The following is a 14,057-nucleotide window of genomic DNA, read 5'->3' as shown; positions in this document are numbered from 1 at the left end:
GCGAGGCAGCGTCGGTCACTTGTAGAAGAGCTTGATGTTCCCTTCTTGGAACACGGTGTCGTTCTCGCCGTTGGTCGTGAGCGAGTAGGTCGGCCCGCCCGTCCCACAGGCGACGTTCTTGTCCGCCGCCGAGCCCTCGGTCACTGCGCAGCTGGCCGGCGGCGCGCCGGGATCGACCGCGCCCTTCGGGGCCGAACCGTGCACCGAGTAGTTGCCGGATGCGGGGAAGGTCGCTTCGATGCTGCCCTTGTCGGCGACGGTGATGCTGCCGCCCTTCGCCGTGGCCGAGATGCTGGCCACCCTGAGCACGACCGAGGGGTCGTCGAAGCCGGCACCATCGGTGGTGATATTCACGTCGTCACTGACACCGAGCACCGTCACCTTGTGGCCACACTGGACCGAAGTGACCAGCACACTCGGTGCACCCTGGACGGTGCAGTCGCCGAGCGACGACTTGTTCGTCAAGGTCACAGTCGCGGCCTTCTGCACCGACGCGATGTCGACGTCGAACTCACCGGCGTTCGCCAGCGGGCCGTCACCTTGATTCAGCACCGTCAAGTTGCCGTCGAACTCCGGCGGTAGCTTGATCGTAATCGACGTACCCAGACCATTGGTCGGCTCGCCAGTGCGCCCCGCGGTCACGTCGATGTTTGCGCCCTCGTTGATGTTGAGCGACAGGTTCTCGTTCATCTGTCGAGTAGCGAGTTCCTTTTCATCATGGCCCTCGAAGTCGAACGGTTTGAACACGACCTCGACCTTGCCGGCCGCCGCGCCACCCTCGATGCTGACCTTGCCGTACACGGCGGAGACGGTCACCGACCCGCCTGCCTGGTAGTCCACGGACTTGTTGACCTCGGTGCCGTTGAACTTGGTCGTGCTCTTGGCAATGCAGGTGCTCCCGTTGTCCTCTTCGTTGTCCTTGCAGACGAGCTTGCAGCCGCTCGCGCCAAGCAACGAAAGTCCAACGAGCGCCAGGGTCAGGGTGCCAAAGAAATGTTTCATGTGTTCGCCTACCTCGTCCCGTCAGTTTACGCGGTTTGCCCCAGATCCTTCCCCGCGGCTCGGGGCTTTCCGCACCGCCATTCGACGCGCCGGACGGGGGCTTGATTCAGTGCCCGGTCGGTTCGGGCAAACCCAGAAGATCCCGGGCCTTTTTCCGGAACGACCGCAGCAACAAAAGGCTCGTGGGACCCGGCGTTCCCGCGCCAATCGCCGTGCTGTCGATGCGGACCACCGGCAACAGCTCCCGGATGCTCGAGGTGACAAAGACCTCGTCCGCCGCCTGGAGCTCGGCCACCGAGAGCGCCTCGAAATCGACCGCGATGCCCGCCTCCCGGGCCACGTCGAGCAGGGTCGAGCGCGTGATGCCCGGCAGGATCCCCGCCTCCTCCGCCGGAGTCGAGAGGCGCCCGCCGCGGACCGCGAACACGTTGGACGAGGCCCCCTCGACGACGTTGCCGGCGTGGTCGACGATCAATGCCTCGCTGGCGCCTGCTGCCCGCGCCTTGCGCATGGCCAGCACGGCCACCAGGTAGTTGCCGACCTTCGTGCCGGCCGCCTCGGTCGACTCCGCGACACGTTGGGTAGGAAACGTCACGACGGTGATGCCGCGTGCATAGGCCTCTGCCGGCGGCGGCTCGAGCGGAGCGATGATCACGACTCTGAGCGGGTCCACTTCGAAGCCGATGTCCAGACCGACTGGGCCGCTCCCGCGGGTGACGATCACACGCATGTAGCTCTCGGGGTTGCCAGCGCGCTCGAGTCCCGTGTTGATCTCTTGCGCGAGCTGCGAGAGCGACACCGGCAGCTCGATGAACACTCGGGCTGCGCTCCGCTCGAGGCGCGCCAGATGCTCGGCCTGTTTGAACGGCCGCCCTGCGTAAGTTCGAAGTGTCTCGAACACCGAGTCACCGTAGAGAAACCCTCGATCGAAGACGCTGACGCGTGCTGCGTCTGGCTCACAGAGCTCCCCATCTACGAGGACGACGGTGCTCACGCTCTGCCTCCTTCACCCAGCAGGCAGGGGAGCCTGCCGCGGGCGAGGCCCTCCGCCGCTGTGGCGCCGGCGCGACGGATTGCCAGCTCGAGGACCTGGGGCTCGGCGACCCCGCGGGCCGCGTCGAGCGGCGCGCCGACGACCACGACCACTCGTGAGAACGGCAGCGGGATTTCGAAGTCGTCCCACGCCCCCCGCACTCGAATCACCCACCGCGCGGCGCTCCCCACGGGAAACAGCGGCACCCGAGCCAGCACCGCGGCCTGGGCCGCGCCCGGCTTGGCGACGAAGGCGGGGCCGCGCGGCCCGTCCACTGCGAACAGCGCTCGCTCGGGTCGAGCTCGAAGCCGCCGCACCAACTCTCGGAGTGCGCGCGCCCCACCACGCGAGCTCGAGCCGCGCACGGCGTCGACTCCCAGGCTCGACAGAATTCCGGACTGAAGCGCCCCATCGCGCGAGTGGCTGACGAGTGCCACACCCTGGCGAAGCGCGCCCGTGCCCAAGAGTGCCATCTGGCGTCCGTGCCAGAAACCAAACACACCCTGCGGCCCGAGTCCTGCGAGGGTCTCCGACACCAGCGTGACGCGATAGCTGAGCGCCCAGAGCCGGAGCACGATGCCGGCAAGGAGTCCGATCGCGCGGGCCATGAGCGGGTGGGCTGGCGAGGGTCTTTCCCGACGTCAGCCCTTGAGCTCAGCCAACAAGTCTTTGGCGGCCGTGAGGTTGTCGTCCGCCTGGATCGCCCGCTCCAGCATCTGGATCGCCTTGGGTTTCTCGCCCTGTTTGTTGTGGACCTCGGCTAGGTGGAAGAACACCTCGGCCTTGGTGATCGGCGAGTCTGCCTCCAGCTTCTGCAACAACAACGCGCGGAACATCTGCATGGCCCGCTTGAGATCTTCGACCTGCAGCGCCACGGTTCCGAGCGCCTTCAGTACGTGCACGTTGCCCGGCTCGATGCGGAAGGCCTTGTCGAGCTCTTCCAGGGCCTTTGCGGTGTTGCCATCGGCGATGTGAGCGTCCGCCAAGCGGCGATGGATCTCAGCCAGCTCTTTGGAGCGCTTTCCGCCGTAGCTCTCGACGATCTTCTCCAGCACCTCCGCAGCGGCTTTGCCCTTCCCGGACGCACTGTAGGCGTCGCAGAGGGCCAGCAAGAGCTCGCGGTCGTCGGGCTTGAGCGCACTTGCCTTCTCGAGCACCAGGGCAGCTTGGGTGGGATCGTTGCGCTTCTTGGCGTGGGTTTCCGCCGCTCGGCAGAGCAGGGCCACCTGCTCCTCGACGTCGCTGACCAGCTCTGCGTCGACCACCAGGTGAAGCGCGAGCTTCTCCCAGGCTTGGGTCACCTCGTAGAGCTGACGAACTCGCGGGCGGACGTCGGCGTTGCCCCGGTCGATGACCAGAGCCCGCTCGAGTGCAGCGGCCGCCGCGGGCTTGTCACCCAGTTGCTCGTGCACGTCGGCCAGGCTGCCCGCGAGGCGGACCGCCTCGGCGCCTTCGCTCACTCCGATCAAGCTGTCGAGGGCCTGGGCTGCCTCGGTCAGTTGACCGCCAGCCTGGTAGAGGCGCGCGAGGGCCTCGAGCGCACCCTGATGCGAAGCCTCCCGCGCCAAGACCGCCTGGTACATCGCGATGGCCTTGTTGCGATCGTTCAGACGAGTCTCGTAGATTTCTCCGAGCCGAACCTGGAAGCGCAGCTCTGCCTGCATGTCCCCGCGAGTCTTGGCGCCCTCGATCTGGGCCGACAAGAGCTCGGCAAGCTCCTCGTCGCGCTGCGCCGCTTCGTACAGCTCGCTGAGCATCACGACCGCGTCGCCGTTGCCGGCATCGTCGTCGAGCACGATCCGAAGCAGCTCGACGGCGGCGTCGGTTAGCTCGAAACGTTCCACGTTCAGCTTCGCCAACTCCAGCCTGAGCGCGCTGCGCTCCGCCGCAGCGTCCGACATGTCGACCAGGCGCTCCAGCAAGCGGCCGAGATCTTCCCAGCGCTTCGCACCCGGATAGAGCTCTCGGAGCGCCGCCGACGCCACGCGGTCCGATGGTTCGTCCTCGAAGAGCTGCTCGTAGATGCCGATCGCGTCATCGGGCTGAGCGAGCTTTTCTCGAGCGATGACGGCGGCGCGGTGCCGAAGCTCCCGCACCAGGCTGCCGCGAGCGTGGACCTGCGCGCGGCGCGTGAGCAGCTCGAAGGTCTCCGCAAAGTCCTGCGCGCGCTCGCGCAAATCGGTCAACTCGGTCAGGCCCCAAACGTTGGATTCGTCCTGGGTCAGGAGCTCGCGGATCAAGGTCTCTGCCAGCGCAGTGTCGCTGAGCCCGTCGGCCAATCCCTTCGCCTCGCGGTACAGATCCTCGCGACGCGCGTCGTCCGTCGTGAGCGTGGCCCGCCGACGCAACGTACCCACCAGATCCCGTTCGCGACCGGGCGCCCGCTGTACCTGCTCCAACAAGACGAGCACTTCGTCGCTCTCGGGATCGAACTCGAGCGCTCGCCCGAGGGACGCCTCGGCGGCGCTGCCGTCTTCCATTCGGTCGCGCTGCCACGTGGCGACACGAACGGACAGGTCGCGCCCCAAATCCTTGGGCAGCTCCGTGTTCGCCTCGATCGCGGCGCGCAGCGCGGCCGCGGCGCCCTCCCAGTTGTTGGTCACGGCAGCCAGGCGTTCGATCTCGTCGAGCACGGCGCCGTCCGACGGGTCGTCGGTCAGACCTTGTTGCAGCACTCGCTGCGCGGCGGCCGGATCTTTGGCGTCCTCTTCCAGCACACGCGCCAAGCTCTTGCGCATCTCGATCCGCTGCTCTTTGCTGTCCGCGAAGCCAACCCGCTTTTCGTACAACGAAGCCAAGCGGTCGGTCTTGCCCCGCTTGCGGTAGACGGTCTCGAGCACCTCCGCCGCTTCTTCGAACAGGTCGCGGTCACTGGTGAGCTTCTCCAACTCGTCCGCGGCGCCGTCGTGCTCGGGCACGCGCTCGAGCGCCATGCGGAAGGACCCGAGCGCCCGGGCCGGCTCCTTGAAGTCCTGCGCCTGGATCACGCCGAGCCGGTTGAACAGCTCGGCTTGGGCCGCCTCCGACGCCTCGATGGCGATTCTGCGTTCGATCACGTCGGCCAACGCCTGTGCGTTGCCGAGCTTCGCATGCAGGCGATCGAGAGCCTCCAGGAGCTCGGGTTGTTCGCCGGCCTGTTCAACCGCGTGGGTGTACGCCTCGACTGCGCGAGCATCGTCCGCCAGCCGTTCTTCGGCGACACGACCGAGGCGCGACCACAGGTCCTTTGCGACCTCCGGCTCGAACGTGCTCTGCGCACGTTCTGCCAGCGCCTCGGCGTAGGCTGCCCAGCCGTTGCTGGCCTGAGCCAGGCGCTCTACGTCGGCATGCAGGTCGGATGCGTCGGGACGCTCCGCCAACGCCCTGAGCAGGGCCGCCTGTGCATCCCCCGCGCGCCCCAACTTCTCGTCCAGAACGGTCGCGATGGTGCGCAAGGTCTCCGCGCGCTCGGTGGGATCGGACTCCATGGTCAGGCGCATCTCGAGCGCCGACGTCAGCTCCGCATGTCGCTCGGCCGCGCGCAGCACGGGCACCAAAATTCCGGTCACTGCCTGGCGCAGATCTTCGTGCTCTTTGCCCAGCGTGAAGACCCTCTCGATGCTCTGCGAGTCGCTCGGTACTTCATCGAGCACCAGCCGGTACGCATCGAGCGCTTCCTCGTGGCTCGACAGCTTCTCCGAGAGCAACGCCCCCATGCCGCGCCGAAGCCTCGCGCGCTCCTCGCTCGTCTCGGCGCGACTCGCCGCCAACTTGAGGTTGTCCAGTAGCTCCGGCCACATTTCTTCGTGCCGATACAGGCGATCGAGCTCGTTCAGGACCTCCGGATCCGCGGCGCGCACGGCCAGTGCTTGTCCCAAGAGATCGATCGCCTTTCGGCGGTCGGAGAGCTTGCCCTCCTGGGTCTTCGCGGCGCGGCGCAGGATGTCGTACTTCAGGTCGGCGTCGTCCTCTTCACAGAGATCGACGCGGCGCTGGTACAGCTCCGCGAGCGTCTCCGCGTCATCGCCGGCCTCACGCAAATCGATCAGGCAATCGACGGTGAAGGCACTATCGGGTTCGAGCTCGAGCGCGCGTTCGTACGCGGCGATGCCACCCGCAGCGTCCTCGAGCATGTCGCGCTTGGCCTCGCCGACGCGACGCCAGAGGCTGGCCCGCTCGGAGTCGTCGAGCACGTACTCCGCTTTCGACGTGAGTACGTTGACGAGCACAGCCCAATCGCTGAGCAGCGTTGCGAGCATTTCCATGCGGGCCAGCACGTCCAGGTCGGTCTCGTCGACCTGACGCAACCGCTCATAGGCCACCAGGGCCGCGCGGGGATCGTCGCGCCGTTTGTCGTGGACCTCTGCCACCCGCGCCAAGACGTCGCGACGGCTCAGCATGTCGGGACTGGCCTCGAGGGCCGCCTCGTAGGTGGCCGTCAGCTCGTCCCAGGCCCCGGTCAGATCGGTGAGGCGCTCGAACTCCGCCCGAGTCTCGCCGTCGTCGGGGTCGAGGCCCACGGCCACTCGGAGCGCCCGACACGCCCGCGCCGCGTCCCGGCCCCGCTCCTCCCAGAGTCCGGCAGTTTCGCGCAGCACTGCCACCTTCTCCGGCGGGGACTCGGCCAGCGCGTAGCGATCCTCGTTGAGGCGCACGAGGCGCTTCCAGTCATCGACCCCTTCGTAGAGCGGACGCAGGATCTCCACGACCCTGAGCTTCATGGCTTCTTCGTGCAGCAGGCCCTCGAGCACACTGACGGCCTCGGAGTGCCCCGGTACCGCAGTCACGATCTCTTCGAGCTGATCGACTGCGCGGTCCGGCTCGGCCAGCTCGCCGAGATACAGCCGAGCGAGCGCCAGCCGGTGGGGGGCCGACAGCTGCGGGTCGAGCGCGCTCTCCGCACGCTGCAGCGTGAGCTCGGCGAGCTCGGGGAAACGACCGCGCTGACGGTAGAGATCGGTCAGCGCGTTCAGCGCGCGCTCGTCGCGTTCGTCGACGTCGAGCGCTGCACGATAGGTCTCGATGGCGGCATCCGGCAGCTCGAGCCGCGTGCGCTCGAGATCTGCGATGGTGTGGAGCGCAGCCAGTCGATCTGCGGGCTCGAAGCGGTGGTCGAGCGCTGCGCGATAGTGTTCGACGCGCTCCGCCGGCCGGTCCAGCTGGAGCAAGATGGAGTCGACGCCGTCGAACAGCTCACGACTGTCGGGCTCGAAAGCGAGCGCCCGTCGCAAGAATACCAAGGCCCGCTCGTGCTCGCGGAGGCTCGCGAAGATCTCACCCGCTCTCCGCGCCAGCTTGGCCGTGGCGGGTTCATCCGCCACGACGTTCTCCAGCTCCGCCGCGAAGATCTCGGCCAGGCGCCGCTCGGCACCCGCAACCTTCGCCAACCGCTCGAGCTCGAGCAGGGTCGGCTCGTCCGAGAGGTCTTCATGGAGCAACTTCGCCGTCGTCTCGAGGGCAGAGACGTAGTCCTCCTTCTGTTCTTCGTAGAGCTGCGCAAGGCGCGACAAGAGCTCCCGCCGCTCGTCGGGATCTTGGCTGAAATCGAGGCGCGCTCCGATCGACTCCATCACCTTGCCGAAATCGGCACGCAGCAGGTACACCGGCTCCAAGATCGCGGCCGCCCGGGCCCTGTGCTCGGGATCACCGCCGGGAGCCATCAGCTTTTCGAGCTCGGCGATGGCGCCGGTGTGTTGTTTCTCGATCTCGAGGGCGTCCTCGAGCTCGTCGAAGGCCCGCCCGACTTCCTGCATGCGCTGAGCCAGCACACGCGCCATTTTGACGCGCAAGTCCGCCCCGCCGCCCTGACCGGCGTCGAGCTGACGCCGATGGAGATCGACCAGATCTTGCCAGCGCTCTTCGAGCGCGTACAGGGTCTCCAGAGCGCTGACCGCTTCTGGCTCGAGCTTGATGTCGAGCAGCGATTCGTAGGCGACGATCGCCTGCGAATTGTCGTTCAGAGCATCCGACAGGAGCTTGGCCTTGCGATACAAGAGGGCCTTCTTCTCGTCGTCGCCCTCGGCGGTGTCGATGCGACGCTCGAAGATCCCGAGCAGGCTCTGGGAGTCCCCGGCCTCTTCGTAGAGGGACTCCAGAGCGAGCAGCGCACGACGGTCTTCGCCGCGGAGCTCGAGGGCCTTTTCGTAGTATTCCCGGGCCAGCTTGGCGTCGTTCAGCTTCTGCCGCGCGACGTCGGCGATCTTCAGCGTGACGGACAGCTGCAGGTCGCCATCGAAGATGTTGGGCACGACGTCACACAGCAGCTTGACCTCGTCGGCGTGGCGGTCCGATGCGGACGCCAGCCGCTCCAGGTGATCGAGCCATTGCAGGAGCTCGGTGTGCCCCGCGGCCTCGCGCAACGCCCGCTCGGCGTAGTCGTACGCACGCCGGCTGTCGCTCAGCGAGTGTTCGGCGATCTGCAGCGCCTTCTCCAGAGCCTGGAGCCGATCGAGGGGATCTTCGGCCGCCCCCACCTCGATCTCGATCACCTTGAGCAGCGCCTCGTGCGCGCCCTCGCCCTCGTAGATCGGGTGGAGCACCGCCGCGGCTTCGCGACGCGCCTGGGAGTCCTCCGCATCGAGGAGCTGATCGAGCGCGGCGCGGCTCGCGGCGTGGGTCGTGTCGAGCGTGAGCGCACGTCGGTAGGCCTCCAGCGCGCCCTCGAGATCCCGCAGCTTCAGCCGCCGCAAGTCGCCCAACCTGGCCAGGAGATCCAAGCGTTCGGCGTCAGTCTCGACCACGTCGAGGTGGGTGGTGTACGCCTCCGCGAGCTCATCCCAGCGCTCCGCCGTCTGGTAGAGCTTCTCCAGCGCCAACAGGGACTCCAGGGACGTGCCGTGTTCGTCAGCGACTGCGCTCCAGGCGTCGATGGCCTCGGGCACACTCTCGAGCTTGGCGGCGAGCACCTCCGCCATGCGAACCATCAGGGCGCGACGCAGCGGAGCATCCTCGCTGACCTCACGCCGGCGCTCGAGGATCTGGGTCAGCTCGCGCCATTTTTCGGTCTTCTCGAACAGCGCGTCGAGGGCCGCCAGGGCCGCGTCGTCGGCAGGGTCTTCCTCGAGCCGTGCCTGCCAAGCGCCGATCGCGCTCGTCGGGTCGTCCAGCACACCCTGATACAGCACGCCGAGACGGCCGAAGAGCTCCCGGCGTTGCTGACCGTCTTGCTCGAGCTTCACCTGGGTCTCGAGCACCTCGCTCAACTTCTTGTGTTGGCCACTGGCGACGTAGATGTGTTCGAGCGCACGCGCCGCGGGCAGAACCAGCTCCTGGTCCGACTCGTCCAGGCCGAGCACACGACGGTAGGTCTCCTCCGCACGGTCCGAGTCGTTCAGCTGCTCGTCGTAGATCGCAGCCGTGCGCATCAGGATTTCGCCGCGCAGGCCGTTGGTGTCGGCCTTCTCCGCCGCTCGATCCAGCACCTCCGCGACCCGCCGATGGGCGCCGGTCCGACGACCAATGTCGACCAGCCGGTCTCGCGCGTCCGCGTCCAGGGGATCGAGTGGCACCAGGCGCGCCAGCGCTTCGAACGCGCCCTCGTCGTCGTGGAGCCGTTCGTCCCTCAGCACCGAGACACGCCGCAAGAGCTCCCGGCGTTCGTCGTCCTGAACCGGATCCGCCGTTTCGGCGTCACGCAGCGCGGCGTCGAGCTCTTCGAGCCGAATGCCGAGCACTCGGACGAGATCTCGCATCTCGTCCCGGGCCTCGTACACCCCCTCGAGGATCTTCGCCGCGCGCGCGCGCATGCTGCCGATTTGCAGCAACTTCTCGGCCAGCTCCCGCGCGTCGTAGTCGTTCGGGCGCTCGCGAAGCACGTTCTCGACGTGACCGATGGCCCGCTCCGGATGGTGGAGCCGATCGAGCTCGATGCGCGCCAGCCGCAGCTCCAGCTCCAAGAGCTCGTCCCCGCTCGCCGTGTCCACACGGCGGGTCAGCAGGCGCGCCAGATCCTCGTAGCGCTCCAGCTGTCCGTAGAGCCGATCGAGAGCGCGTACCGCGCCGTCGTGGGACGGATCCAGATCCAGGATGCGCTCGTAGTGCTCGGCCGCCTTGCCGGGCGCGTCGATGATCTCTTCGCAGACCAGCGCCACCTCGACGAGCATGTCGGCCTTGCGCGCCGGATCATCCGTCGCCTGCGCGGCGCGATCGTACAGCGCCTCGAGCTCCGACCAGCGCTCCGCCGCGGTCAGGATGTCCTTCAAGCGCAAGAACGCCGGCTCGTTTCCCGCGTCGAGCCTGAGCACGCGCTCGAGGTAGGGAGTCGCGCCGATGGGGTCGCCCAGTTTGTCTTCGTAGTGGCGGGCCGCGCGCTCACAGAGCTCCACTTCCACGGTTCGCCCCAGCTCGTTTCGGAGCACGTCTCGGAACGTCTCCGCCAGGTCGGTGGGACGACCGGCGGCGGTGGCGAGTGAGTCGGCACGATCCCAGAGCGGGAGCTCCGACGGGAACTCGCGCACCGCGGCCAAGATCACGTCCAGCGCGTTGCCGTAGGCGCCGAGCTTCTGTTCGTGAACATCAGCCAGCCGTTGCTGAATGTCCAGGCGCTCGGCGGGCTCCGTGCTCTGGGCCAGCATGACCGTGAGTGCTTGGGCCTCACGTCCAGAGTCACCCCCGCTCGCGTACTGAAGCGCCAGCACCTCGGCGGCCTTCACCCGCGTCTGATCGCGGTTCATCAGCTTCTCGAGCACGCTCATCGCGCGTGGGCTGCCCGGTGACAGCTCGAGCGCGCGCACCGCGGACTCGAGCGCGTCGTCGAACCGATCGAGGCGCAGTAGGTACAGCTCCGCAAGCTCGACCTCCCGGGCCGCCAGCTCGTCTCCCTGCAGGTTCGCGCGGTGGGATTCGATTACTGCGGCGGCCCCTTGTGGGTCATCCGCCAGCAAGAGCAGACGCGGCAATGCCCTGAGTGCGTTGCTCTCGGCCGAGTCGGCCTCCAGCACTCGCCGGTACAGCTTGATGGCGTTCTCGGACGACTCGAAGACCTCTTCTTCGAGCGTCGCCCAGTCGCTCAGGATCTGGACCTTGTCGGCGTCGTTTGCGGCGTGCTGCACGCGCAGCTCGAGCAGCCACCGGAGCTCGTCACGCCGATCGTGTTTGCGCAACAAGTTCTCGAGCGTCATCGCGGCATCGGCGTCGGTCGGATCCCGCTCGAGCAGGGCGCGGTACACCGCCACGGCGTCGTCGGTGCGACCGAGCTCTTTCTCGTACAGCCCCGCCAGCCTCAGTGACAGGCCTCGCTGCTCCACCTCGTGCACGGCGACGGCCCGCGCCGCGGACGTGTCGGGCACGGTCACCGCGTCCTCGCGCTTCTTCTTGCCGCGCTTCTTGCCCTTCTCGGCCGCCGGAGACTCGGCATCACCCTGCGGCGCCGCAGCCAGCGTGGCCAGGCGTGCCTCGAGCGCACCCGCCAGCTCACCAAAAGCCTGAGCCGCGGTCGCCGACTCTTCGAGCAAGGTCAGCGCCTCCGGGCTGCCGGGGGACAGCTCGTAGGCTCGACGAGCGTAGCCTGCAGCAGCCTTTTTGTCGGACAGCCGGTGGGTGGCGAGGTCGACCAGCTTGCTGAGGAGCGACAGCTTCTCGTCGGAGCTCTCGGCTACCTCGGCCAGGAGCTCGTACAGCGCCGGCAGGCGCGCCCACTTCTGATCGTGTTCGTAGAGCGGAATCAGGGCGCGCGCGGCCCGCGCGTCGCTGGGATCGGCGGCCAATATCCGCTCGTAGGAGCGAAATGCGCGGTCCGGCGCCTGCAGCTTCTGTTCCAGCACCGCGGCCGCGCGGTACGACAGATCGATCTTGGTCTTGTCCTCCTTGGCGCGATCGGCGGCCGTGCTGAGCACCTCGGCCAGCCCCTCCCAATCGCCCTGCGACTCGTACAGTGCTTCGAGTCCGTCGTAGTCGGAGTTGGCGAGGAAGGCGTCCCGCAGCACGCGCAGGGCTCGGGCGTGTCCCGGGGAAAGTTCCAACACGCGCTGCCAGGCGCGGGTGGCGGCGGCGTGATCGTCGAGGTGATCGGCGTACACACCACCGAGCTTCTGCAGCACGGCGAGCCGGCCAGCGTCGTCCGCCGAAGCGGTCACGCGTTTTTCGAGCACGGACGCCAGCGTCTTCCAGTCCTTGCTTCGCTCGGCGTGTTTCTCCAGCGCGTCGAGCACTTCCGCCCGAGCCGGATCGAGCTCCAGGATCTGTTTGTAGATCTCGACCGCGTCAGCCGCACGATTCAGGCGCTCGGCCGCCAGGGCCGCCATCTCCGAGAGCAGCGGGATCTTCGCGATGCCCTCGAGCGAGCCGACCTCGGCCTCGTAGAGCTCGAACAGCGCGGGCCAGGCCCGACGCTTTTTGTACAGTTCTGCCAGCCGCTCGCGGGCCTCTGCGTCGGTCGAATCGACCTTGAACAGGGCCTCGTAGGCGTCCGTGGCGTTCTGCACGTTCGAGAACTGCTCGAGCCAGCGCCGGGCCACCGAGCGGAACAGCTCCTTCTTCTCGGTGGTGTCAGCGGTGATCTCGGCCAGCTTGAGCTGATTCGTCAGCAGGTCACGCCAGCGCTGCAGCTTCTCGTACAACTGCACGAGCTCGCGCACCTCTTGCACGTCGTTCTCGTCGAGCTTCTCGTCGAGCTGCACGATTTGATTCAGGACGCTGACGAGTGCGGTGTCGCTCTTCAGATACTGGCGGTAGACGGTGGCCACCTCCCGCAGCACGGCCACGCGTTCTGCGACGTTGTTCACGTCGATGCGCTCGAGCTCCTGCCGGAGCAACTCGACGAGCGCGTTGTAGCCCTGGGTTTGTTTGTACAACCGCTTCAGCGCGTCGCGGGCCTCGACGTTGTCGGGGTCCTGGCGCAGCACACCTTTGTACTGTTCGACGGCCTTCTGCGCGTTCGCCTGGCCCTCCGCCAGCCGGGCGATCTCGGTGCTGATGGCGGTCTTGTCTGGACCATCCTTCATGGCGCGCTGTGCGGCGCTGAGTACGTCCATCAGTCGCTTCTCGTCGTGGGTTGCGACCGCATGCTCGCGGTAGAACTCGAGCACCAGCGGCTGGGTCGGTTCGACGCGAGCGATGCGATCGAACCAGGTCTCGGCGTTGGTCGGGCGCTCCGCCTTCTTCCAGAGCAGCATGGCGATCTGAAGCATGTCGCCGACCCGCTCCGGGCTGGACATGTCGCGGGTCTGCAGATCGCGCTCGTACAAGTTGACGAGATCGTCCCAGCGCTCGCTCTGCTGGTAGAAGTCCCCGAGAAACGCCAGGGCTTCTCGGTGGTCCGGGGTGTCCTTCAGGATGCGCTCGTAGGCGCGCGCCGCCCGTTCGGGGTCGGCGAGCCGGGTCTTGAACAGCCGCCCGAGACGCACTCCTGCTTCGACGCGATCTTTGGGCGCCTCGGCCCGATCCGTCACCCGCTCGAGCACCCTCGCAACGTCCGCGAAGCGCTCCGCGCGCCGCAACACCCGCTCCAGCATCTTGCCGGCTCGCACGTTGCTCGGGTCGAGTCGCACCGACTGCTCCAGCCGCTCGGCGACCGCCGCGCCGTCCGCATTGGCTCCGCCGAAACGCAGCTCCATCTCGGCCGCACGCATGAGCATCGAGCTCTTGTACACGTCGTCCGGAGCCTGCTCCGCCTCACCCGTGTAGGTCGTGACCAGATCTTTCCAGCGCTCCTTTTTGTTCTCGCTCTCCGCTACGGCTTCGGCCTGCTCCGTGTCCGTCGGCGTCAGCTCGACCGAGCGCCGGGCGGACTCGTTGGCACCCTCCTCGTCGAACAGCTCGTCCCGCTGCAACCGGCTGCGCTCCTTGAGCAGCGCGGCCTCGCCTTCGGTGCCCTTCGCCGCGACGAGCGCGAGGTCGAGCAGGCGGAGTGCGGCTTCCCACTCCCCGCGGTCGGCGTGACGCCCACGGGCGGCGTCGAGCAGGCGGAGCAAATCGGCAGTGCCGAGGTCGCGTTCAGGTGCCTCGATGGCACCCTGGAGCGCCTCCCACGCCGGGCTGAGGTCGGGGTCGTCTTGGAGCTGGCCGAGGGCGGTCCGGATGGTCTGGTCGTGCATTCGCTGGCCCG

Annotated in this window: 4 protein-coding genes; all 4 read right to left on the bottom strand. The window is 67.5% G+C overall.

Annotation, left to right across the window (positions count from 1 at the left end; genetic code table 11):
* Positions 1–15 precede the first annotated feature (15 nt).
* Positions 16–1,002 (bottom strand): hypothetical protein, encoded by a 987-nt coding sequence (locus IPI67_11930; protein ID MBK7580905.1) that lies wholly within the window; start codon positions 1,000–1,002, stop codon positions 16–18.
* Between the two features lie 106 nt (positions 1,003–1,108).
* The gene (locus IPI67_11925; GenBank protein MBK7580904.1) at positions 1,109–1,996 is read right to left on the bottom strand and encodes an aminotransferase class IV; all 888 of its coding nucleotides are present in this window, start codon (positions 1,994–1,996) and stop codon (positions 1,109–1,111) included.
* Positions 1,993–2,643, bottom strand: a complete 651-nt coding sequence (locus tag IPI67_11920) for a DUF374 domain-containing protein (protein ID MBK7580903.1) — start codon at positions 2,641–2,643, stop codon at positions 1,993–1,995. The genes IPI67_11925 and IPI67_11920 overlap by 4 nt, the downstream gene beginning before the upstream one ends.
* 33 nt (positions 2,644–2,676) lie before the next feature.
* Positions 2,677–14,046, bottom strand: a complete 11,370-nt coding sequence (locus IPI67_11915) for a tetratricopeptide repeat protein (GenBank protein ID MBK7580902.1) — start codon at positions 14,044–14,046, stop codon at positions 2,677–2,679.
* Between the last annotated feature and the right edge of the window lie 11 nt (positions 14,047–14,057).

Source organism: Myxococcales bacterium (assembly GCA_016706225.1).
Lineage (GTDB): Bacteria > Myxococcota_A > Polyangia > Polyangiales > Polyangiaceae > JADJKB01.
Note: the sequence above shows the minus strand (reverse complement) of the source record. Positions and strands in the feature narration are given on the sequence as shown.

What these genes read in the sequence shown, in the direction of transcription:
- IPI67_11930 (MBK7580905.1), bottom strand. Translation starts at nt 1,002, where the DNA reads ATGAAACATTTCTTTGGCACCCTGACCCTGGCGCTCGTTGGACTTTCG.
- IPI67_11920 (MBK7580903.1), bottom strand. Translation starts at nt 2,643, where the DNA reads ATGGCCCGCGCGATCGGACTCCTTGCCGGCATCGTGCTCCGGCTCTGG.
- IPI67_11915 (MBK7580902.1), bottom strand. Translation starts at nt 14,046, where the DNA reads ATGCACGACCAGACCATCCGGACCGCCCTCGGCCAGCTCCAAGACGAC.